General features: G+C 53.9%; 14 protein-coding genes, 5 tRNA genes, 4 rRNA genes and 1 pseudogene. 5 read left to right on the top strand and 19 right to left on the bottom strand.

The window, feature by feature from the left end; genetic code table 11:
* Positions 1–18 precede the first annotated feature (18 nt).
* Together AAGR22_RS18410 and AAGR22_RS18415 are read right to left on the bottom strand one after the other, a co-directional pair.
* Positions 19–849, bottom strand: coding sequence for a phosphoenolpyruvate hydrolase family protein (locus AAGR22_RS18410; RefSeq protein WP_345828908.1), 831 nt, complete (start codon positions 847–849; stop codon positions 19–21).
* Positions 849–2,069, bottom strand: a complete 1,221-nt coding sequence (locus AAGR22_RS18415; RefSeq protein WP_345828909.1) for a Tm-1-like ATP-binding domain-containing protein — start codon at positions 2,067–2,069, stop codon at positions 849–851. The genes AAGR22_RS18410 and AAGR22_RS18415 overlap by 1 nt, the downstream gene beginning before the upstream one ends.
* 271 nt (positions 2,070–2,340) lie before the next feature.
* Between AAGR22_RS18415 and AAGR22_RS18420 the strand changes: the two genes are divergently transcribed.
* A complete protein-coding gene (locus tag AAGR22_RS18420; RefSeq protein ID WP_067708776.1) occupies positions 2,341–2,991 on the top strand; it encodes a TetR/AcrR family transcriptional regulator in 651 nt (216 codons plus the stop codon).
* A 40-nt stretch (positions 2,992–3,031) separates the two neighbouring features.
* On the opposite strand, the gene AAGR22_RS18425 is transcribed toward AAGR22_RS18420, so the two are convergent.
* The 4 genes from AAGR22_RS18425 to AAGR22_RS18440 all read right to left on the bottom strand — a co-directional run bounded on the left by AAGR22_RS18425 (position 3,032) and on the right by AAGR22_RS18440 (position 8,227).
* Positions 3,032–5,176, bottom strand: coding sequence for an ornithine decarboxylase (locus AAGR22_RS18425; protein ID WP_067708773.1), 2,145 nt, complete (start codon positions 5,174–5,176; stop codon positions 3,032–3,034).
* Between the two features lie 608 nt (positions 5,177–5,784).
* Positions 5,785–6,738: an allantoinase PuuE gene (puuE, locus tag AAGR22_RS18430; protein ID WP_067708766.1), complete on the bottom strand. Its 954-nt coding sequence runs from the start codon at positions 6,736–6,738 to the stop codon at positions 5,785–5,787.
* A gap of 32 nt (positions 6,739–6,770) precedes the next feature.
* Positions 6,771–7,511, bottom strand: coding sequence for an allantoin racemase (gene hpxA / locus AAGR22_RS18435; protein WP_156485024.1), 741 nt, complete (start codon positions 7,509–7,511; stop codon positions 6,771–6,773).
* The gene (locus tag AAGR22_RS18440; RefSeq protein WP_345828912.1) at positions 7,511–8,227 is read right to left on the bottom strand and encodes a GntR family transcriptional regulator; all 717 of its coding nucleotides are present in this window, start codon (positions 8,225–8,227) and stop codon (positions 7,511–7,513) included. The genes hpxA and AAGR22_RS18440 overlap by 1 nt, the downstream gene beginning before the upstream one ends.
* Before the next feature lie 146 nt (positions 8,228–8,373).
* Between AAGR22_RS18440 and AAGR22_RS18445 the strand changes: the two genes are divergently transcribed.
* Positions 8,374–9,870 carry an NCS1 family nucleobase:cation symporter-1 gene (locus AAGR22_RS18445; RefSeq protein WP_345828914.1) on the top strand — a complete coding sequence of 499 codons (1,497 nt, stop codon included), beginning with the start codon at positions 8,374–8,376 and terminating at the stop codon, positions 9,868–9,870.
* A gap of 66 nt (positions 9,871–9,936) precedes the next feature.
* Here AAGR22_RS18445 and AAGR22_RS18450 read toward each other — a convergent pair.
* Both AAGR22_RS18450 and dnaQ read right to left on the bottom strand, forming a co-directional pair.
* Positions 9,937–10,013, bottom strand: a tRNA-Asp gene (locus tag AAGR22_RS18450).
* A gap of 121 nt (positions 10,014–10,134) precedes the next feature.
* Positions 10,135–10,869: a DNA polymerase III subunit epsilon gene (gene dnaQ / locus AAGR22_RS18455; protein ID WP_067708752.1), complete on the bottom strand. Its 735-nt coding sequence runs from the start codon at positions 10,867–10,869 to the stop codon at positions 10,135–10,137.
* Between dnaQ and rnhA the strand changes: the two are divergent.
* A pseudogene (gene rnhA / locus AAGR22_RS18460) lies at positions 10,862–11,388 on the top strand (ribonuclease HI). The gene dnaQ and the pseudogene rnhA sit on opposite strands and share 8 nt — an antisense overlap.
* On the opposite strand, the gene AAGR22_RS18465 reads toward rnhA, so the two are convergent.
* Positions 11,373–12,110, bottom strand: coding sequence for a class I SAM-dependent methyltransferase (locus AAGR22_RS18465; RefSeq protein ID WP_067708745.1), 738 nt, complete (start codon positions 12,108–12,110; stop codon positions 11,373–11,375). The pseudogene rnhA and the gene AAGR22_RS18465 overlap by 16 nt on opposite strands.
* Before the next feature lie 44 nt (positions 12,111–12,154).
* Between AAGR22_RS18465 and gloB the strand changes: the two genes are divergently transcribed.
* Together gloB and mltD are read left to right on the top strand one after the other, a co-directional pair.
* Positions 12,155–12,910, top strand: coding sequence for a hydroxyacylglutathione hydrolase (gene gloB, locus AAGR22_RS18470; RefSeq protein WP_345831624.1), 756 nt, complete (start codon positions 12,155–12,157; stop codon positions 12,908–12,910).
* A 70-nt stretch (positions 12,911–12,980) separates the two neighbouring features.
* Positions 12,981–14,357 (top strand): murein transglycosylase D, encoded by a 1,377-nt coding sequence (gene mltD / locus AAGR22_RS18475; protein WP_067708738.1) that lies wholly within the window; start codon positions 12,981–12,983, stop codon positions 14,355–14,357.
* Positions 14,358–14,447: 90 nt separating this feature from the next.
* On the opposite strand, the gene AAGR22_RS18480 is transcribed toward mltD, so the two are convergent.
* The 10 genes from AAGR22_RS18480 to AAGR22_RS18525 form a co-directional block, all read right to left on the bottom strand.
* Positions 14,448–15,212, bottom strand: a complete 765-nt coding sequence (locus AAGR22_RS18480; RefSeq protein WP_345828917.1) for a class I SAM-dependent methyltransferase — start codon at positions 15,210–15,212, stop codon at positions 14,448–14,450.
* Positions 15,213–15,290: 78 nt separating this feature from the next.
* Entirely contained in the window at positions 15,291–16,094 is an 804-nt protein-coding gene (locus AAGR22_RS18485) for an endonuclease/exonuclease/phosphatase family protein (RefSeq protein WP_067708732.1), read from the bottom strand.
* A 206-nt stretch (positions 16,095–16,300) separates the two neighbouring features.
* Positions 16,301–16,377 (bottom strand) — tRNA-Asp (locus AAGR22_RS18490).
* Between the two features lie 102 nt (positions 16,378–16,479).
* Positions 16,480–16,595: ribosomal RNA gene (gene rrf, locus AAGR22_RS18495) — 5S ribosomal RNA — on the bottom strand.
* Between the two features lie 29 nt (positions 16,596–16,624).
* Positions 16,625–16,700, bottom strand: a tRNA-Thr gene (locus AAGR22_RS18500).
* A 47-nt stretch (positions 16,701–16,747) separates the two neighbouring features.
* Positions 16,748–16,863 (bottom strand): 5S ribosomal RNA (rrf, locus tag AAGR22_RS18505).
* Between the two features lie 300 nt (positions 16,864–17,163).
* Positions 17,164–20,068 (bottom strand): 23S ribosomal RNA (locus AAGR22_RS18510).
* A 319-nt stretch (positions 20,069–20,387) separates the two neighbouring features.
* Positions 20,388–20,463 (bottom strand) — tRNA-Ala (locus AAGR22_RS18515).
* Between the two features lie 155 nt (positions 20,464–20,618).
* Positions 20,619–20,695 (bottom strand) — tRNA-Ile (locus AAGR22_RS18520).
* Between the two features lie 74 nt (positions 20,696–20,769).
* A 16S ribosomal RNA gene (locus AAGR22_RS18525) occupies positions 20,770–22,311 on the bottom strand.
* Together the 16S, 23S and 5S rRNA genes with 4 tRNA genes alongside form the textbook arrangement of a ribosomal RNA operon.
* Positions 22,312–22,321: the final 10 nt, after the last annotated feature.

Genomic DNA, 22,321 nt, shown 5'->3' on the forward strand with positions numbered 1-22,321 from the left:
GTTTCCTGTACCCGCAGCTTACCGAACCAGCTCTTTGAATTTCCGGGTGGTTTGAGTCAGTGCCACCTCGGTTGGCAGACGTTCCATTGAGCTGGCACCGTAAAAACCGTCGCACAGCGGGCAGTTTTGCAGAATGTACTGCGCATCCTCCGGCGTGGCGATAGGACCGCCGTGACACAGCAGGATCACGTCCTGCCTGACCGCTTTTGCGGCCTCTGCCCACTGATTAATCAGCGGTACGCAGTCGGCTAAGGTAAAGGCCGTTTCCGCACCAATATTCCCACCGGTTGTCAGCCCCATATGGGCAACCACAATGTCGGCTCCTGCCCCGGTCATTGCCCTGGCATCGTCCGCGCTGAAAATATAGGGCGTGGTCAGCATCCCCTTCTGATGCGCAAGGCGGATCATCTCCACCTCCAGCCCGTAGCCCATGCCCGTCTCTTCGAGATTAGCGCGGAAGTTGCCGTCAATCAGGCCGACGGTTGGGAAGTTCTGTACGCCTGAAAAGCCCAGCGCCTTCAGCTCGTCCAGAAAGCGATCGAACTGACAGAAGGGATCGGTGCCGTTCACGCCGGCCAGCACCGGGGTTTTCTTCACCACCGGCAGGACTTCCTTCGCCATGTCGACCACGATCTCATTGGCATTTCCGTATGCAAGCAGACCCGCCAGCGAACCCCGTCCGGCCATGCGATAACGGCCAGAGTTGTAAATAACGATCAGATCAATGCCACCCGCCTCTTCGCACTTGGCTGATAGTCCCGTTCCCGCGCCACCGCCCACTATTGGCTCGCGGCGCGCAATCATATCGTTAAATTTTGTGAGTATTTCCTGTCGTGTAAAAGCCATCATCAGAACTCCTTTTCAGCGAGGGCGCGAAAATGTTTAACCGCGGCCCGGGCAAATTGTGGATCGTTAATATTCCATGGAAGATGAATTATCCTGCGGCGTTCGGTTTGCAGCAGCTCAGCTTCCAGGGTGGTGGTAAAGGCCAGATCGGCCTCCGGAGACCAGAATGGCTCTCCTTCCCGATCCAGCGCAGAAAACCCACCTGCCGGGATCAGGAACGTCAGATCGCCCTGACAGCGGTTTAATTTCGCCGCGATCCATTTTGCCATCGCCACGTTTTCCGCAGGCGTGGTACGCATCAGCGTTACCTGGGCGTTATGGTGATAAAAAAGCCGGTCGGCGTATTTCTCTGGCACCGTCGAGGCCGGGCCAAAGTTAACCATATCCAGTGCCCCACAGGACATAACGCAGGGGACACCGGTTTTGATCAGTGCATCAAAACGCGTCGGGGCACACGCCAGTACCCCACCGAATAGCAGATCGCACACTTCAGTCGTGGTCAGATCGAGCAGGCCTGAAAGCATACGGCTGTCGGTCAGTTTTTCCATCGCATTGCCGCCGCTGCCGGTTGCATGGAAAACCAGACAATCATAGTCCGACTCCAGCTCATCACTCACCTGCTGTATACATCCGGTGGTTACGCCGAACATCGTCAGCCCAAGCGCGGGTTTGCCTACATTTTCCTCCTCTTCATCAAACAGCACCGCTCCGGCTATCTGATGGGCGGCATTGCTTAACACCCGACGAGAAATGCGGTTCAGCCCCGCCACATCGGTGACCGAATAGAGCATGCTGATGTCGCTGGATCCGATATAGCCAGAGATATCGCCGGAAGCCATGGTGGAGACCATCACTTTAGGCACCCCCACAGGCAAAGATTGCATCGCCGGCGTGATTAATGCCGTCCCTCCCGATCCTCCCAGGCCAATAACGCCCAGCAGGTCGCTGCGCTTGCTGAGAAAACGCGTAAATGCCAGTGCCATTGCGTCAATTGCTTTTCCCCGATCGCCGCAGAAAACGGCATCCCGGCCATCGGGATGAAAATCAGCAATCAGCTCCGGTGGGAAATCAGCGGTCGACGGGGCCTGACCCGTTTGCGTCGACAAATCTACCGTAACCACTCTAACACCGGTTTTAGCCACGGCCCTGCTGACATAAAACAGTTCCCTTCCTTTAGTATCTGCCGTTGCGACGGCATAGACAAAACCTGATATTTTATTCATAGTCGTAACAACACCCTGTTATCACTTCAATTAAAGACTTGATTAGACGACAATTTAACGCAAATAACCACTAAGACATGCTCATATTCGACGCTATGAGATAACAGTATCACTTAAATCAATGGTAAATCAATTGAATGGAATGTGCGTCTCACGAAGATGTTAGCTAAACTACTAACGGGCCTGTGCTTTGGGTCAGGTGGGAGATGACGTCGTTACCCGGCACGTCTCTTGTCAATTGCTTGAATAACAAGCAGAATTAACCGTAAATATGAGGTTTTTTGTGGAGCAAAGGGATCCCGCTGGTGTTAAGTCATTGACCGCCACACGTGCCAGAACGCGTCGCTTATTGATCGAAACAGCCATGAGAATGTTCGACAACGGCGCATTTCCATCCATTACGGAAGTGGCGCAGGAGGCCCAGCTCTCCCGCGCGACCGCCTATCGTTATTTTCCGACGCAGAGTGCGCTGGTTTCCGCCATCGTCACTGAAACCCTGAGTCCAATGAAAAGCTGGCGTCCCACGCGTACGGAAGCCAGCGAGCGTATTGATGAATTGCTGACCTTCGCCTTTCCACGGATGTTACAGCATGAAGGAACGCTGCGCGCGGCCCTGCATCTTTCACTGACGCAGTGGGCACAGTCACAGTCGTTCAGCAAGCCTGGCAAAGAGAAGCTGGTCAGGGGGAATCGCAAGGCGCTATTGGCACACGTGGTCGAACCCCTTAACGGCGAACTGCCACCCGAGATGGTGGAGCGCGTGATTCAGGCGCTGTCGCTGGTTTACGGATCGGAGATCTTTCTGGTGATGAAGGATATCTGGGGCTGCGATGATAAGCAGCTGGAGGACATTGGCAAATGGATTGCCAAAGCTATTGTCCGCCAGGCACGCGAAGAATCAGGCACGTTGGCGGCCTCTTGACGCGTAACAGGAGCCGGTAAAGCCGGCTCCTGTTAACACGTCAGGCGTTTATCATATAGCCATAAAGATGTTTAATGCCCTGCTCGTCCGCTTCGGCATACACCCCCTGTAGCTCGGGCGAAAAGCCCGGCAGCAGATTCAGCCCCTCCTGTAGCGCCAGGAAGTAACGCTGTACCGCCCCGCCCCACACTTCGCCCGGAACGACACACAGCACCCCCGGGGGATAAGGGAGTGCGCCTTCCGCGGCAATTCGTCCTGCGGCCTGAGCAATCGGCACCAGCTCAACGTTGCCGCGAATGAACTCTCTGTTGGCATCCTGCGGATTCATTACCACCTTCGGCAGACTCTCCTGGCGGAACATCGCTTTCTGCAGGTCCTTCACCTCATAGCTGACGTACAGCTCGTGCATCTCCTGACACAGACGACGCAGCGTATATCCTTCATAGCGGGCGGCATTTTTACGGTAGATGGTCGGCAGTACATCCCGCAGCAGCGCATCCTCCCTGATATGCTGTTCAAACTGCACCAGTTTTGAAACCAGCCGCGCCATTTTCTCGCGACTCTCCGCCGGGGTGAGCAGAAACAGAATCGAATTGAGATCGCATTTTTCCGGCACCACGCCGTTCTCACGCAGATAGTTTGCCAAAATGGTGGCGGGAATACCGAAGGCGGCGTAGCGCCCGCTGGCGGCGTCAATCCCCGGCGTGGTGAGCAGCAGCTTACAGGGATCCACCAGATACTGATCTTTCTCATACCCCATAAACCCATGCCAGGCGGCGCGCGGGGCAAAGCTAAAATAGCGCACGTCTTTCGCGATGGTTTCCGTCGGCGCATCCTGCCAGGGCCGCCCATCCACTTCGTCAGGAATAAAGGGCTTTATCATCTCGCAGCTGGCGAGTATCGCCTTCCGCGCCTCAATCCCCAGCGTCACGCATTCGTGCCATAACCGACGTCCGGCTTCACCCTGATGCATTTTAGCGTTGATATCCAGCGCCGCAAACAGTGGGTAAAACGGGCTGGTGGAGGCATGAAGCATAAAGGCATTGTTCAGGCGTTTATGGCTGCAAAAGCGCTGCTGCCCGCGAATATGATTATCTTTTTTATGGATCTGTGAGGTCTGAGAAAAGCCCGCCTGCTGTTTATGCACGGACTGAGTGACAAAAATGCCGGGGTCGTTTTCGTTCAGTTCAAGCAGCAGCGGTGAACAGGCCGCCATGACCGGAATAAACTGCTCATAACCTACCCAGGCTGAGTCGAAAAGGATGTAGTCGCACAGGTGGCCAATGCTGTCGATCACCTTCCGGGCGTTGTAGACGGTGCCGTCATAGGTGCCCAGCTGGATCACCGCAAGGCGGAACGGACGCGCGTCATTTTCCCGCTCCGGCGCAGCCTCTTTGATCTGTCTGCGCAGGTAGTCTTCACTGAAGCAGTGCGCATCGATACCACCAATAAAGCCAAACGGATTGCGGGCCGTTTCCAGATAAACCGGTGTCGCACCGGCCTGAATCAGCGCACCATGATGGTTCGATTTGTGATTATTACGATCGAACAGCACTAAATCGCCCCGGGTCAGCAGCGCATTGGTCACCACTTTATTGGCGCTGGAGGTACCGTTTAATACGAAGTAGGTTTTGTCCGCGTTAAAAACGCGGGCGGCAAATTTCTGCGCATGCTTGGCCGACCCTTCGTGGATCAGCAGGTCGCCGAGCTTCACATCGGCGTTGCACATATCGGCGCGGAAGAGATTCTCGCCGAAAAAATCATAGAACTGGCGTCCCGCCGGGTGTTTTTTGAAGAATGCGCCGCCCTGATGGCCAGGGCAGGCAAAGGTGGTGTTATCCATCGCGACATACTTGGTCAGCGTCTGGAAAAAAGGCGGCAGCAGTCGTGCCTGATAATCCGCGGCGGCCGCCTCCAGCAGCGACGCATCGGTGTCCGCCCCGGTAAGCAGACCGGTTACTTCGGGCAGATCCTGCGCCTGTCCGGCATCATCCAGCGCAATAAATACCGGCAGGTTAAAGCCGGTAAGCTTAAGCAGCTTCAGCACGCCGCTGCGCGAATCGGAAACGGAGACGACCACCGCAGCCACATCGGTAAAGTCAGTATTATCCAGGGTGACGACTTCGCGTCCGGTCTGGAGGTGGATAGCCACAGTCGTGCTGGCTGCAATTTTCAGTGGTGTCATAACACAAATCCCCAGCGGTCAAGGATGAGTGGGTGCCAGAGGCACAGCAATAGGAAAAGGCAAAGACCTTCACCCGGCGGAAATGTCAGGTCGGTTATCAGCAGAACGGATCCCGCTTCGACCAACAGACATGAGTAAAATCAGGTCACGCCTGTTTTTACTGATGGCCGTAGTCAAGCGTACGAAAGCTTCACCGCATGGTGAGCGATGTGTTCAATGAGTTGTGGCTAACGGAGCGGCACGCACATGATGCTGAAAGAGGTGGTGTGATGCTGGTATTCAGCATAAAACCTTTCATGGCAGGGCCTCAGGAGAAGATGATGATGGCTAACAGAGTATAGGCTAATGATGGCACTTTTCGTTTACGGGTTCAAGCAATGGGGAGAATTTCCCGCCTGATAAGGTTCCATACAACCTGTTGAATTATTTATATTTTAATAAACTTTAAAAATAAATATCTTTCTATTAGCCTTATTTATGCAATTTAACTGCAACTGTATGCAGTCTGCATCGTTTACGCCCCGGATCCAGACGGAACCGGGGAAAGTATCACCAGTAATCATTCAGAAGTCGCGCAGTGTTGGGCTGCGTCGCCAGGCGGCGGCCAATCAGGGCTGAGGATGCGTGGTTATCCAGTGTTCGGCAATCTGCTGCCGGGTACAAATCCACACCCTTTCATGCTGCTGGATATAGTCCAGGAAACGCTGTAGCGCTTTGAAGCGCCCGGGCCGCCCCAGCAGGCGACAGTGCATACCGATGGAGAGCATCTTCGGTGATGTCTCACCCTCTTCATAAAGGACGTCAAAGCTGTCCTTAAGATAGGTATAGAACTGTTCCGCCGTATTGAATCCCTGCGGCGTGGCAAAACGCATATCATTGGTTTCCAGGGTATAGGGAATGACCAGATGGGGTTTTACAGTACCATCCTGACAGGTGACCTGAGTCCAGAACGGCAGATCGTCCCCGTAATAATCGCTATCGTAGGTAAAACAGCCCTGCTCAACCACCAGCCTGCGCGTATTGGGGCTGTCCCGACCGGTGTACCAGCCGGTGGGCGCTTTGCCAAACAGATCGGTCAGCGTATCGACCGCCTGTTGCATATGCTGGCGTTCGGTTTTGGCATCCATCGCCTGATAATGGATCCAGCGCCAGCCATGGCTTACCACGTCGTAATCCGCCTCCCTGATGGCTTCTACAATTTCAGGGTGTCGCGCCAGCGCCATCGCCACGCCGAATACCGTCAGCGGAAGGCCGCGCTTTTGGAACTCATTATGGATGCGCCAGAAACCCGCGCGTGAGCCATATTCGTAAAGTGAGTCCATCGACATATGGCGCTCAGGATAGCTCGCCGCACCGATAATATCCGAGAGAAACTGCTCGGAACCGGTGTCGCCGTGCAGTACGTTATTTTCCGCGCCTTCTTCGTAGTTCAGCACAAACTGTACGGCGATCTTTGCCTGATCCGGCCAGGCCGCATGCGGAGGATGGCCCGCATAGCCGCGCAGGTCGCGAGGATAGTTTTTATTGAAACCGTACTCTTTTTTATCGCTGACATCACTCATAGTCGGAGTCCTGTTATCGGGCTGACGTAACACTAGTTTAGATGCTGAAACTGACCCGACAGGTTTTTCTGAACCGGATAGTCTAAATCACCGTGTTTGCTGGTGGAGAGTCCCAGTGCCACCAGCGATTCCACCATTTTTACGGCTGCGCTGACGCCGTCGATAACCGGTATCCCCAGTTCACGCGTCAGCGCCTGCGCGAGGTTGCTCATGCCGCCGCAGCCCAGCACAATGGCACCGCTACCGTCCTGCTGCATCGCCTGTATACAACGTTCACGCACCTTTTCCTGCGCGAGCCCGCTGCCATCCTCAAGCGTGAGCACCGGCAGATCGATGGCGTGCACCGCGCTACAGTGATGCTCAAAACCGTACTGACGCAGCAAATGTCGCGCGATGATGACGGTTCTCGGCAACGTCGTCACAATTGAAAAACGCGTGGCGATCAGCGTTGCCATATGCATCGACGCTTCGGCAATACCCACCACGGGTCCGCTTGCCAGCTCTCGTGCGGCCAGCAGTCCCGGATCGCCAAAACAGGCAATCACGTGCCCCGAAACCCCCTGTTCGCGGCCTGCCTTGATCTGCTCAAGCACCCCAATAGCCGCAACGGCTTCGTCAAAATGCCCCTCAATAGAAGGCACGCCCTGCGAGGGACAGACCGCGACAATCGTAGTTTCAGAAGCCGCGACGGCCCTTGCAGCCTGAGCGATGGTGTGGGTCATGGCTGCGCTGGTATTAGGGTTAATCACCTGGATAATCTGCTGTGCCGCCATTATTTCTCCCCTTTCGCTGAGAATATTTTGGCGAAATCCAGTGTCGCTTCGCCTGCGGGTGCAAAGCGCAGACTGGCCAGAATATGTGCAAAGTGTTGCTGTAATGCGTCAGTAAGGGGAGCCAGCGCTTTTTTTCTCATCAGCTCAATCAGCCGATCGTGATCGTCGCAGCGGCACCCCTGCTGCCAGGGCGCACCCCAGGCAGCGATAACCAGCGAAGATCGCTGAGTGAGGCGGGTGACCATGTCGGTCAGTACCTGATTTCCGGAAATAGCCTGTAGATTAATATGAAAGTCAGCGGAAAGACGAATAGCGGCCGGGCCGTCGCGATCCTTATGTGCCTGCTGTTCAGCATGGTTGATCTTCTCCAGCGCCACCAGATGCGTTGACTGACAGCGCTCCACTACCTCCGGCAGATTGGCACACTCAATAAGGGATCGCGTATGCAGAATCTCCTTCGCTTCCTCCGCCGAGGGTAAGGCGACCTGTGCACCACGCCGGGGCGTCAGTACAATCATTTGCACTGCCGCAAGGCGCTGGAGCACCTGACGGATGCCGGTACGGCTGACGCCAAAAACCTCTGAAAGTGCCTCTTCCGGCAGTTTGCTTCCCGGCGGCAGCTGATGCTCAACCATCGCCGACATCAGCGCCTGATAGATAAATTCATCCTTATCCTGTTGCTCCGGGGCTGTTTCAAGGCCGCTGTCACTCTTCATTAACCACTCCACCCGATGTCAAATAGTGCGGATTATCGTACACACTCATTTAAATTTATTGTATACAAAAATCACCTTTGGCCCGAAAGCTGCAACGTTCTCTTCATTCCGAATACATGCAGAGCGAAATAAGAGGAGCAGCTTTCATGCCAATAACCCACCAGAGCGCAACTAACACATCCCGCGCGGCAAATCAGGCGCATTACAGTCCACGCCTGTGTAACGAAGATCTGGCACCTACCCGCGATCAAAACTGGAGCTGGTACAATATTTTTTCTTTCTGGATGTCGGATGTGCACAGCATGGGAGGCTATGTCGTGGCCGCCAGCTTCTTTACGCTCGGTCTGGCAAGCTGGCAGGTGCTGCTATGCCTGCTGGTGGGGATTTGCATTGTGCAGATTTTTGCTAACCTGGTGGCCCGCCCCAGCCAGATGGCAGGCGTGCCCTATGCGGTCATTTGTCGACAGGCATTCGGCGTATTCGGCGCAAATATTCCGGCAGTGATCCGCGGGCTGATCGCTTTCGCCTGGTATGGGATCCAGACCTGGCTGGCGGCTAATGCCCTGATGCTGGTTACGCTTAAGTTCTGGCCCGCGCTGGCACCACTAACCCATACCGCCTGGCTGGGCCTTTCCACGCTGGGCTGGTGCTGCTTCGGCATTATGTGGGTCGCTCAGGCCCTGGTCTTCTGGCACGGTATGAGCGCCATTAAGCGCTTTATTGATATCGCGGGGCCTGCGGTCTATGTCGTTATGCTGTCGTTAGCAGGATGGATTGTATACAAGACCGGCTTTAGCGGCATTACGCTGACGCTCGCGAGTAAGCAGCTTTCGGCGGGTGAGCAGGTATGGCAGATGATTACCGCCAGCGCGCTGGTCGTTTCCTATTTCTCCGGCCCGCTGCTGAATTTTGGTGATTTCTCTCGTTACGGCAAAAGTATGGGTGAGATCCGTCGGGGTAACCGCTGGGGCCTGCCGTTTAATTTCCTGCTGTTCTCCGTGGTCACCGTGGTTATCGTCTCCGGCACCCAGTCGCTGTTTGGCCGCATGATCACCGATCCCATCGAAACCGTCAGCCGGGTGGGGAGCGATTTAGCCGTCGCGATAGGGCTGCTAACGATGATTACCGCCACCATTGGTATTAACATTGTCGCTAACTTTGTCTCGCCCGCTTTCGATTTCTCTAATTGCTCTCCGCAAAAAATCAGCTTCCGCACCGGTGGGATGATCGCGGCGGTAGGCTCTGTGCTACTCACGCCGTGGAACCTTTTCCAGTCACCGGAGCTTATCCACTATACGCTGGACGTGCTGGGCGCTTTTATCGGCCCGCTGTTTGGTATTCTGCTCTGTGATTTCTATATCATTAAGCGCGGAGAGATTTCTGTAGATGATCTGTTTGATGACTCTCCCGGAGGAAAGTACTGGTATCGCGGCGGGTTTAATCCGAAAGCCATTGCGGCACTGATACCCTCCGTGCTGATTGGTCTGGCAATTGGCTTTACGCCGGGGCTGCACGAAGTGGCAAACTTTAGCTGGTTTATTGGCGCACTGATGTCAGCCGGGTGCTATCGCTGGCTGGCGCGCGAAGATCGTGTAGCTCAGGCTGAGGGGTTTTCCGGTCGGGTTGCCGTCGGTAAGAAGTAACAGAATAACGGGCGGTTATAAACGACGAAAGCCTGATTCATTACTGAATCAGGCTTTCTGGATACTTGGCGGAACGGACGGGGCTCGAACCCGCGACCCCCTGCGTGACAGGCAGGTATTCTAACCAACTGAACTACCGCTCCGCGCTTTGTTCCCCGTCGGGAACGGAGCGAATATTACGGTGAGGCGCTGCGGTCGTCAACGCTTTTTCTACCGGCCTGCCACCGACTGCGCGTTTTTCACACATAATCTCTTCAGCACGCGTCAGGCCCGCCAGAGACAGCTTCCGCCCTTCTTCATAACCAAATCAAGACGCGATTCGTGGGCGGCGATCTCTTCGTCCGTGGCCGCCACGACCCGCAGCCCGGAAGCAGGACGCGCGATACGGTGGATGGTGTCGCCACTGGCCTGCTGCTGACGCTCTCCTTCCATTGAGAAAGTCAACGACGTCTGGCCGCCGGTCATGGTCAGAAAGACTTCGGCGAGAATTTCGGCGTCCAGCAGCGCGCCGTGAAGCGTTCGTCGGGTGTTGTCTATTTCATAGCGTGAACAGAGGGCATCAAGGCTGTTTCGCTTACCGGGAAACAGCTTGCGCGCCATCGCCAGGCTGTCCGTGACCTTACAGAAGGTGCTGGTCTTCGGGATATCCCGGCCAAGCTTTGAAAACTCATAGTCCATAAAGCCGATATCAAACGAGGCGTTATGGATGACCAGCTCCGCGCCGTCGATATAGGCGAGAAACTCATCCGCAATATCCGCAAACGCAGGTTTATCAGCGAGAAATTCATCCGCAATCCCGTGGACGCCAAATGCCTCAGGATCGACCAGCCGGTCCGGCTTGAGGTAAACATGATAGTTATTGCCGGTCAGACGGCGGTTCACTACCTCAACGGCACCGATTTCAATGATGCGATGCCCTTCGTAGTGCACCCCGATCATGTTCATACCGGTGGTTTCAGTATCGAGAACGATCTGACGCGTTGTATTTACTGTGCTCATAGGACCCGTTTATGTCAGACTTAGCATTTTTCAGCAGGGAGTCTACCAGAGATGCCTAAGCAGGTAGAAATTTTCACCGATGGGTCGTGCCTGGGCAACCCCGGCCCGGGTGGTTATGGCGCTATTTTACGCTACGGTAAGCACGAAAAAACCTTCAGCTCAGGATATTTTTTAACCACCAATAACCGCATGGAGTTGATGGCCGCAATCGTCGCGCTTGAGGCCCTCAGCGAGCAGTGTGAAGTGGTGCTGAGTACCGACAGTCAGTATGTTCGCCAGGGGATCACCAGTTGGATCCATAACTGGAAAAAGCGTGGCTGGAAAACCACGGATAAAAAGCCGGTCAAAAACGTCGATCTGTGGAAAAGGCTCGACGCCGCGTTAAGCCATCACCAGATTAAATGGGAATGGGTTAAGGGCCACGCCGGTCATGTTGAAAATGAGCGCTGTGACGAACTGGCGCGTGCGGCAGCCGGTAGTCCGGCCTTCGAAGATATTGGCTATCAGTCTGGATCCTGATCGCGATGCCGCGAGTGGAACTGGCGGGTTGCGCCGACAGCGGCGCTGATTCGCCGTGCTGCCGCGGCCTTTTTCGCCGGGTTCAGGGTCAGGGGAAAGGTACGCTTGCGCGCCACAATAATGCTTAAACAGCCCAGCGCAGGAAAATGCGTACTGATGGTCTTTCCTCCCTGGCGGTTCCATGGCAGTACCTGGAACCGCGTCCGCTGGACCACTTCATAATTAAGCAGGCTTAGCCAGTCCATCAGCCGCATCTGGGTAAACATGCGACTGTTCCACGGAATGCGGCGGCCCAGGCCGGGAACAAGTTTCCCAATGCCCAGCACGCTGAATGGGTTAAAGCCGCTGATAATTATCCAGCCATCGTCAATCAGCACCCTGTCCACCTCCCGCAGAACGCGGTGCGGATCGCTACTCCATGCCAGGCAGTGGGCCAACAGGCAGGCATCCACGGATTTCGATTCAAACGGCAGGCTCATCGGATCGGCCTGCACCTGCAACCGCTCACCATACAATCCGACATTTACCTGATGGGATATCGCGCAGTGGCTGGTATCGATTTCTGCGCTGAGATCGCCCACTTTTAGCAAGTGGAAGCCGTAAATCCGCGCAAGACAGGGCTGGAGGTGTGACGTGAGCGCATCACGATAAAATTCTCCCCATGGCATTTCCGCCCAGGAGTGTGGCGCATGACGAATTTGGCGTGTTTTAGCAGGCTTCATGCTTTACCATCTTCTTTCCATTTCGGCCATTAAACGAGGCGATGATGAATCTTACCAGCATTCCGGCATTTCAGGACAACTACATCTGGTCATTAAGTAACGAAGAAGGACAGTGTCTGATTGTGGATCCAGGCGAAGCGGCACCGGTACTGGCGGCGCTGGAAAAAAACAGCTGGCAGCCGGTCGCCATTCTCTTAACTCATCATCACCATGACCACGTTGGCGGCGTAAAAGAACTTCTTAAAACATACCCCGATCTGCCGGTATATGGCCCAGAGGAAACGCGCGATAAAGGGGCAAATGTGCTGGTTGGAGAGGGTGATAAGGTCGCTATTTTGGGCTGCGAATTTAGTGTTTATCATACGCCGGGCCATACTTTAGGACATATCTCATATTTCAGTCACCCTTACCTTTTCTGTGGGGACACGCTCTTTTCCGGCGGCTGCGGGCGGCTGTTCGAAGGCACACCCAGGCAAATGTATGAATCTTTTCAAAAACTTAACAAGCTCCCCGAAAATACACTAATATGTTGCGCACATGAGTATACTTTATCGAATATGAAGTTTGCCCATGCCGTTTTACCTCAGGATGTTGAAATAGATCGGTATTACCAGCAAATTAAGGAGTTACGAGCGAAAAACAGGGTAACCTTGCCCGTAACGCTGGCCAATGAGAGGAAAATAAATATTTTCCTACGCACTCAAGATACTGATTTACAAAGAACTCTTGGTTATGAAACATCTCCACAACATGAATGGCAGGTTTTTGCGACTCTACGCGAGAAGAAAGACAATTTTTGATTTTCGGGTTGTATTGATTTAGCCATGCACGTATAGTTGCTCGTCTTTTAAGCGACAAATTGACACACACATGAAGGCTATAGCGATATTTTTCGCCTCGGTCTTGCTGGTGGGGTGCCAGGCGTCACAACATGACGCCAACGTACCGGAACAGCATGCACAGAGTTTGTCTTCAGCGGGTCAAAATGATAATTCAAATGATGCAGATCGACTTTTATCACCGCGCTGGCAGGACGATGGGACCCGCCTTACGCAAGATCAGGATCTATGGAATTTCATTGGCGACGAGCTGAAGATGAAGGTTCCGGATAATCCCCGGATACGCGAACAAAAACAAAAATACTTAAGAAACAAGAGCTATCTCCACGATGTAACATTACGGGCAGAGCCGTATATGTACTGGATTGTCGAGCAGATTAAGCAACGTAAAATGCCGATGGAACTGGTACTACTACCCATAGTGGAGAGCGCTTTTGATCCCCATGCAACTTCAACTGCTAATGCCGCGGGCATCTGGCAGATAGTACCGCAGACGGGGCGTAACTACGGTCTGAAGCAGACACAGTGGTATGATGGACGACGTGACGTCGTGGCTTCAACCAAAGTGGCGCTGGATATGATGGAGCGGATGAACCGCATGTTTGGCGGCGACTGGTTACTGACCATTGCCGCTTACAACAGTGGTGAAGGTCGCGTTCTGAAGGCGATGAAAGCCAATAAATCCCGCGGGAAGCCTACGGATTTCTGGTCTCTTTCTCTGCCCAGGGAAACGACTATCTACGTGCCTAAAATGCTGGCGCTTGGCGAGTTGCTTAAGAATAATAAGCGGTACGGTATCCAGTTGCCGAAGCCGAACGAAACGCGGGCTCTGGCACGGGTTGAAGTTGGGCAGCCGATAGAGCTGACGCAGGCGGCCGAAATGGCTGGCATGTCACTGAGTAAGTTAAAAAGCTTTAACGCGGGTTATAAGCGCAGTAGTACGGGACCTACCGGCCCCCACTACATTATGGTGCCAAAGTCGAACGTGGCGCAGCTGCGTAACTCTCTGGCAACCGGCGACATTGCCGCTGTTCAGAACGTTGCGCTGGCGAGCAATACCGCTACAGCGTCGTACAAAGTCCGCAGTGGCGATACCCTGTCGGGTATTGCAAAGCGCCTGAACGTGTCGATGGCGGACCTACAGCGTGCTAATAACATCCGTGGCGGCAACATTAAGCCGGGACAAACGCTAAGCCTGGGCAGCAGCGGAAACGCAGCTAAACTGGCCGATAATGGCAACAGCATCACCTATCAGGTTCGCAAAGGTGATTCTCTGGCCAGCATTGCAAAGCGCCATGGCGTTGAAATGCAGGATGTGATGCGCTGGAATAGCAGCGGCAGTAAAAACATTCAGCCCGGCGATAAGCTGACGCTGTTTGTTAATAACAGCGCCACGCCTGACAGCTAAGCTCACTCAACAATAAAAAAGCCAATCTGATGATTGGCTTTTTTTTATTCCTGCTCCCTGGCTACAGATTCCAGGTCCCTGCCCTTTGAACTACCGCTTTACTGCCTCGATAAAGAGAGTATCAGTGCTGAAGCTTCCATCTGGCTTCAGCGCGTAATAGCGCTGCACATCTTCAGAAGCCGATTGCTGATAAGCGCGGATGGCTTCAATCATCAACGGCGGCGTGCGCATTCGTTCTGTCCAGCTTGAAAACTCAAGCTCCAGTCGGTCATGGCTAACCGCTGTGATAGCAAGGCCAGCCTCGGTGAACATCGTGAGCCACTCCCCCGGCGCGTAATCCCGCACATGAGACGTATCGCGCAGGGCCTCAACGGTTTGCAGCCAGATATCCAGTACGGCGTTCCCCGGCGCGCTGACGTCCATAAAGATCACCTTCCCGCCGGGCTTGAGTACGCGCTTCACTTCGCGCATTGCACTTCCTACGTCGTGCCAGTGATGTGCAGAGTAGCGACTGATGACAATATCAAACTGTTCGTCCTCAAAGGGGAGCTGTTCTGCATACCCCCACTGAGTGGTTAAGTTTGTTAAGCCATGCTCCTTCGCTGCCTCATTTACCACCGCAAGCATTTTTTCTGAGAGGTCATAAGCAACCACGCTCGAAACATGCCGGGCTGCCGCATAGCTCGCATGCCCACCGCCACAGCCCAGATCAAGCACTGAGGCATCTTTCTCAGCAGACAAACGTTCCCCAAGCCTGATCAGATCGCTACCGCTCACGTGTACAGCACTTGTCAGATAAGCGCTGGCCTGGTCGCCAAATTGCTTTTCAACGTGATCGTGATGATGTTTTGCCATGACGCGAATTTCCTTTTTATTGTTGAAATGATGGGCAGAACGCGGGAGGTGCCTGCCCTGATAGCAGGCAGAACATTCTTATAGAAGCACAGGCCTGCTGGGAGTGAATTCAACGAGTAGCGGATTGTGATCGGAGGCGCGGGTGACAAGCACGGTGGCTTCAGTCACTCTCATGTCGCGGTAAAATACGAAGTCTAATGGCCGACCAAAGGCTTTGCGCCGGTGATCGTCAGTAAAACTGACCTCTTTCAGCCCCATGTCCCTGGCGAAATTATACAAAGCGTAAATACGCTGACGGCTCCAGGCATTAAAATCACCCGCCATGATGACAGGCCCCTTATGGTGGATGATTTGTTCACCTATCGGGCCCAGCTGCTTGCTGTAGACATCAACACCTAAGCTGAAGTTAACAGCATGAATATTCACCACCATCAGCATTTGCTCATTGGGCAAGGGGTAAGCGGTAACCAGCGCGGACTTTGATAACCGGAGTAAAGGTTCACGTTCGCGCAGTGGGCAGCAGTAAACCGCATGCGCTGATGCCAGCGTCATTACGCCCGATGGATGCTGCGGCAGAGAAAAGGCGGGGACCTGATCGGCAGCCAGGTAATTGCTTGTAGCAAAGCGCACCAGTTCCGGGGTGGTCTGGGCCTCCTGCAAAAGTACAAGGTGAGCATCTTTACCGAAATTCTGCAGAACCGAAAGCCAGTCAGCGCGCTGCTGCTTGAAGATATTCCATACCAGTACGCGCAGCGAAGAGTCTGCGGTCAAAGGGGCTCCGGGCGGTAATGCCTTTCCGACGTGCAGCATGGCACCAGGCGGGAATATACGCTCCGCTGGCTGCCCTGCTACATATCTCATGGCATAGGTCTTTTTACGCACGCTACCCGCCTGGTTTTAATGACTGCTAAATAATATATGCCGTAATGATGTTATAAGGGCTTTGGGGCTTAGTTTCAATCGGAGCATGCTAATAAGACTGGATTGTCAGTAAACAAATATTGATGAGAAGCCACTGTCTGTCTTGTGATGGCTTTTTTCGCATACAAAAAAACCCTGAGTCAGATGACTCAGGGTCTAATGATAAGTGGCGGAACGGACGGGGCTCGAACCCGCGACCCCCTGCGTGACAGGCAGGTATTCTAACCAACTGAACTACCGCTCCACCGATTCTGTACTGAATCCAGAATGTTGCTTCTGGTATCAGGTGTTTCACCCATTCCGTGTCACCGGAGTGGTCATGACCAGCGTACTGGTCTAAATTGATGCCTGGCAGTTCCCTACTCTCGCATGGGGAGACCCCACACTACCATCGGCGCTACGGCGTTTCACTTCTGAGTTCGGCATGGGGTCAGGTGGGACCACCGCGCTAAAGCCGCCAGGCAAATTCTTTTACCGCACTTGCGTATAACTGGTGCTGATACCCAGAGTCGAACTGGGGACCTCACCCTTACCAAGGGTGCGCTCTACCAACTGAGCCATATCAGCACGCTTATTACTTAATAAAGAACCTTGTTCTTTATATCTAAATTGATGCCTGGCAGTTCCCTACTCTCGCATGGGGAGACCCCACACTACCATCGGCGCTACGGCGTTTCACTTCTGAGTTCGGCATGGGGTCAGGTGGGACCACCGCGCTAAAGCCGCCAGGCAAATCTTGGTGCACGGAACGAATATTTTGCGCTGCTGCTGCGCTGGCTTCACCTGCAAACTCAGTCACATACTTCAGTATGCTCCTTCCTTCGCTGCGTTTGCCGCCCTGCTTCAGCACAAACTCTTTCGTTCCCGCTAATTTTTTAAATCACACTCCGCAGACTCACGTCCGCAGGGCAGATAAAATCTCCTGCTCTGTCCCGCATGCGTAATATGCAGAACAGCTTAATTCTTGTCCGGATAAGCTGAAAATTGTCTTTCTGTCTCTCAACGCCCACCAGAACGCTTCTGGTGTTGTAAGGTTAAGCCTCACGGGTCATTAGTACCGGTTAGCTCAACGCATCGCTGCGCTTACACACCCGGCCTATCAACGTCGTAGTCTTCAACGTCCCTTCAGGACCCTTAAAGGGTCAGGGAAGATTCATCTCGAGGCAAGTTTCGCGCTTAGATGCTTTCAGCGCTTATCTTTTCCGCACTTAGCTACCGGGCAATGCCATTGGCATGACAACCCGAACACCAGTGGTGCGTTCACTCCGGTCCTCTCGTACTAGGAGCAACCCCTCTCAATCTTCCAGCGCCCACGGCAGATAGGGACCGAACTGTCTCACGACGTTCTAAACCCAGCTCGCGTACCACTTTAAACGGCGAACAGCCGTACCCTTGGGACCTACTTCAGCCCCAGGATGTGATGAGCCGACATCGAGGTGCCAAACACCGCCGTCGATATGAACTCTTGGGCGGTATCAGCCTGTTATCCCCGGAGTACCTTTTATCCGTTGAGCGATGGCCCTTCCATTCAGAACCACCGGATCACTATGACCTGCTTTCGCACCTGCTCGAGCCGTCACTCTCGCAGTCAAGCCAGCTTATGCCATTGCACTAACCTCACGATGTCCGACCGTGATTAGCTGACCTTCGTGCTCCTCCGTTACTCTTTAGGAGGAGACCGCCCCAGTCAAACTACCCACCAGACACTGTCCCCACGCCAGATTATGGCGCCAGGTTAGAACATCAAACGTTAAAGGGTGGTATTTCAAGGTTGGCTCCACGCAGACTGGCGTCCACGCTTCAAAGCCTCCCACCTATCCTACACATCAAGGCTCAATGTTCAGTGTCAAGCTGTAGTAAAGGTTCACGGGGTCTTTCCGTCTTGCCGCGGGTACACTGCATCTTCACAGCGAGTTCAATTTCACTGAGTCTCGGGTGGAGACAGCCTGGCCATCATTACGCCATTCGTGCAGGTCGGAACTTACCCGACAAGGAATTTCGCTACCTTAGGACCGTTATAGTTACGGCCGCCGTTTACCGGGGCTTCGATCAGGAGCTTCTCTTGCGATAACCCCATCAATTAACCTTCCGGCACCGGGCAGGCGTCACACCGTATACGTCCACTTTCGTGTTTGCACAGTGCTGTGTTTTTAATAAACAGTTGCAGCCAGCTGGTATCTTCGACTGGCTTCAGCTCCGCGAGCAAGTCGCTTCACCTACGCACCAGCGTGCCTTCTCCCGAAGTTACGGCACCATTTTGCCTAGTTCCTTCACCCGAGTTCTCTCAAGCGCCTTGGTATTCTCTACCTGACCACCTGTGTCGGTTTGGGGTACGATTCGTTGTTACCTGATGCTTAGAGGCTTTTCCTGGAAGCAGGGCATTTGTTACTTCAGCACCGTAGTGCCTCGTCATCACGCCTCAGCCTTAAGGCGTTCCGGATTTACCTGGAACACCAGCCTACACGCTTAAACCGGGACAACCGTCGCCCGGCTAACATAGCCTTCTCCGTCCCCCCTTCGCAGTAACACCGAGTACAGGAATATTAACCTGTTTCCCATCGACTACGCCTTTCGGCCTCGCCTTAGGGGTCGACTCACCCTGCCCCGATTAACGTTGGACAGGAACCCTTGGTCTTCCGGCGAGCGGGCTTTTCACCCGCTTTATCGTTACTCATGTCAGCATTCGCACTTCTGATACCTCCAGCAGACCTCACAGTCCACCTTCAACGGCTTACAGAACGCTCCCCTACCCAACAACACCTAAGTGTCGCTGCCGCAGCTTCGGTGCATGGTTTAGCCCCGTTACATCTTCCGCGCAGGCCGACTCGACCAGTGAGCTATTACGCTTTCTTTAAATGATGGCTGCTTCTAAGCCAACATCCTGGCTGTCTGTGCCTTCCCACATCGTTTCCCACTTAACCATGACTTTGGGACCTTAGCTGGCGGTCTGGGTTGTTTCCCTCTTCACGACGGACGTTAGCACCCGCCGTGTGTCTCCCGTGATAACATTCTCCGGTATTCGCAGTTTGCATCGGGTTGGTAAGCCGGGATGGCCCCCTAGCCGAAACAGTGCTCTACCCCCGGAGATGAGTTCACGAGGCGCTACCTAAATAGCTTTCGGGGAGAACCAGCTATCTCCCGGTTTGATTGGCCTTTCACCCCCAGCCACAGGTCATCCGCTAATTTTTCAACATTAGTCGGTTCGGTCCTCCAGTTAGTGTTACCCAACCTTCAACCTGCCCATGGCTAGATCACCGGGTTTCGGGTCTATACCCTGCAACTTAACGCCCAGTTAAGACTCGGTTTCCCTGCGGCTCCCCTATACGGTTAACCTTGCTACAGAATATAAGTCGCTGACCCATTATACAAAAGGTACGCAGTCACACCACGAAGGTGCTCCCACTGCTTGTACGTACACGGTTTCAGGTTCTGTTTCACTCCCCTCGCCGGGGTTCTTTTCGCCTTTCCCTCACGGTACTGGTTCACTATCGGTCAGTCAGGAGTATTTAGCCTTGGAGGATGGTCCCCCCATATTCAGACAGGATATCACGTGTCCCGCCCTACTCTTCGAACTCACAGCAAATGCATCTTTGTGTACGGGAGTGTCACCCTGTACCCTGCGACTTTCCAGACGCTTCCACTGATGCACAAACTGATTCAGGTTCTGGGCTCCTCCCCGTTCGCTCGCCGCTACTGGGGGAATCTCGGTTGATTTCTTTTCCTCGGGGTACTTAGATGTTTCAGTTCCCCCGGTTCGCCTCGCAACACTATGTATTCATGTTGCGATAGTGTGTCGAAACACACTGGGTTTCCCCATTCGGGTATCGCCGGTTGTTGCGGTTCATATCACCTTACCGGCGCTTATCGCAGATTAGCACGCCCTTCATCGCCTCTGACTGCCAGGGCATCCACCGTGTACGCTTAGTCACTTAACCTCACAACCCAGAAGATTCTGGCTGCGTGACCCGTCTGAACTGCGGCGTTGCTCCGGTGCTCGCAACTGCTCATGGACATGAAGTCCACTGCGCGTTGCTGTGCGCCGGGCGCCTTGCATTTCAGCCGTTCACTCAGCCCTCAGCTTTCTGAGGAGTAAGCATTTGAGAGACTCGACTGTATCGTGTTGTTTCATTCTTATTACGGAGAATGAAAACGATACGTCGTTTCAATTTTCAGCTTGTTCCGGATTATTAAAGAGCATAATACTTCGCAGCACACCATTGCCGGTACGCTCTGAAGTATTGTCAGAAAACTGCATGGTGGAGCTAAGCGGGATCGAACCGCTGACCTCCTGCGTGCAAGGCAGGCGCTCTCCCAGCTGAGCTATAGCCCCATACAGTTACTGCAGAGACCTTCCACTACCACTCAACGTGAGTTCACCTGTCGCTGTGAGGCGGCAAATGTTAATTTTTGCTCATGCAGGGCATGCGGAAGGGAAGTTTACCTGAGGTAAACGACCGCGCGCATAACGCAGCATGAGTGAAAATTTGGTAGGCCTGAGTGGACTTGAACCACCGACCTCACCCTTATCAGGGGTGCGCTCTAACCACCTGAGCTACAAGCCTGTAGAGGTTTTTCTGCTCGTTACTTTTTCATCAGACAATCTGTTGTGGACACTACGCGGGAAAGTATCTTCAGGTAAGGAGGTGATCCAACCGCAGGTTCCCCTACGGTTACCTTGTTACGACTTCACCCCAGTCATGAATCACAAAGTGGTAAGCGCCCTCCCGAAGGTTAAGCTACCTACTTCTTTTGCAACCCACTCCCATGGTGTGACGGGCGGTGTGTACAAGGCCCGGGAACGTATTCACCGTGGCATTCTGATCCACGATTACTAGCGATTCCGACTTCACGGAGTCGAGTTGCAGACTCCGATCCGGACTACGACGCACTTTGTGAGGTCCGCTTGCTCTCGCGAGGTCGCTTCTCTTTGTATGCGCCATTGTAGCACGTGTGTAGCCCTGCTCGTAAGGGCCATGATGACTTGACGTCATCCCCACCTTCCTCCGGTTTATCACCGGCAGTCTCCTTTGAGTTCCCGACCGAATCGCTGGCAACAAAGGATAAGGGTTGCGCTCGTTGCGGGACTTAACCCAACATTTCACAACACGAGCTGACGACAGCCATGCAGCACCTGTCTCACGGTTCCCGAAGGCACTAAGGCATCTCTGCCGAATTCCGTGGATGTCAAGAGCAGGTAAGGTTCTTCGCGTTGCATCGAATTAAACCACATGCTCCACCGCTTGTGCGGGCCCCCGTCAATTCATTTGAGTTTTAACCTTGCGGCCGTACTCCCCAGGCGGTCGACTTAACGCGTTAGCTCCGGAAGCCACTCCTCAAGGGAACAACCTCCAAGTCGACATCGTTTACGGCGTGGACTACCAGGGTATCTAATCCTGTTTGCTCCCCACGCTTTCGCACCTGAGCGTCAGTCTTTGTCCAGGGGGCCGCCTTCGCCACCGGTATTCCTCCAGATCTCTACGCATTTCACCGCTACACCTGGAATTCTACCCCCCTCTACAAGACTCTAGCCTGCCAGTTTCGAATGCAGTTCCCGGGTTGAGCCCGGGGATTTCACATCCGACTTGACAGACCGCCTGCGTGCGCTTTACGCCCAGTAATTCCGATTAACGCTTGCACCCTCCGTATTACCGCGGCTGCTGGCACGGAGTTAGCCGGTGCTTCTTCTGCGGGTAACGTCAATGAGCGAGGTTATTAACCTCTCTCCCTTCCTCCCCGCTGAAAGTACTTTACAACCCGAAGGCCTTCTTCATACACGCGGCATGGCTGCATCAGGCTTGCGCCCATTGTGCAATATTCCCCACTGCTGCCTCCCGTAGGAGTCTGGACCGTGTCTCAGTTCCAGTGTGGCTGGTCATCCTCTCAGACCAGCTAGGGATCGTCGCCTTGGTGAGCCATTACCTCACCAACAAGCTAATCCCATCTGGGCACATCCGATGGTGTGAGGCCCGAAGGTCCCCCACTTTGGTCCGTAGACGTTATGCGGTATTAGCTACCGTTTCCAGTAGTTATCCCCCTCCATCGGGCAGTTTCCCAGACATTACTCACCCGTCCGCCACTCGTCACCCAAAGAGCAAGCTCTCCTGTGCTACCGTTCGACTTGCATGTGTTAGGCCTGCCGCCAGCGTTCAATCTGAGCCATGATCAAACTCTTCAATTTAAAAGTTCGA

This window comes from Erwinia sp. HDF1-3R (genome assembly GCF_039621855.1).
Lineage (GTDB): Bacteria > Pseudomonadota > Gammaproteobacteria > Enterobacterales > Enterobacteriaceae > Erwinia.

Bases quoted from the DNA above. Each gene is read 5' to 3' on its own strand.
- AAGR22_RS18410 (WP_345828908.1), bottom strand. From the start codon at position 849: ATGATGGCTTTTACACGACAGGAAATACTCACAAAATTTAACGATATG.
- AAGR22_RS18415 (WP_345828909.1), bottom strand. From the start codon at position 2,069: ATGAATAAAATATCAGGTTTTGTCTATGCCGTCGCAACGGCAGATACT.
- AAGR22_RS18420 (WP_067708776.1), top strand. From the start codon at position 2,341: ATGAGGTTTTTTGTGGAGCAAAGGGATCCCGCTGGTGTTAAGTCATTG.
- AAGR22_RS18425 (WP_067708773.1), bottom strand. From the start codon at position 5,176: ATGACACCACTGAAAATTGCAGCCAGCACGACTGTGGCTATCCACCTC.
- puuE (WP_067708766.1), bottom strand. From the start codon at position 6,738: ATGAGTGATGTCAGCGATAAAAAAGAGTACGGTTTCAATAAAAACTAT.
- hpxA (WP_156485024.1), bottom strand. From the start codon at position 7,511: ATGGCGGCACAGCAGATTATCCAGGTGATTAACCCTAATACCAGCGCA.
- AAGR22_RS18440 (WP_345828912.1), bottom strand. From the start codon at position 8,227: ATGAAGAGTGACAGCGGCCTTGAAACAGCCCCGGAGCAACAGGATAAG.
- AAGR22_RS18445 (WP_345828914.1), top strand. From the start codon at position 8,374: ATGCCAATAACCCACCAGAGCGCAACTAACACATCCCGCGCGGCAAAT.
- dnaQ (WP_067708752.1), bottom strand. From the start codon at position 10,869: ATGAGCACAGTAAATACAACGCGTCAGATCGTTCTCGATACTGAAACC.
- AAGR22_RS18465 (WP_067708745.1), bottom strand. From the start codon at position 12,110: ATGAAGCCTGCTAAAACACGCCAAATTCGTCATGCGCCACACTCCTGG.
- gloB (WP_345831624.1), top strand. From the start codon at position 12,155: ATGAATCTTACCAGCATTCCGGCATTTCAGGACAACTACATCTGGTCA.
- mltD (WP_067708738.1), top strand. From the start codon at position 12,981: ATGAAGGCTATAGCGATATTTTTCGCCTCGGTCTTGCTGGTGGGGTGC.
- AAGR22_RS18480 (WP_345828917.1), bottom strand. From the start codon at position 15,212: ATGGCAAAACATCATCACGATCACGTTGAAAAGCAATTTGGCGACCAG.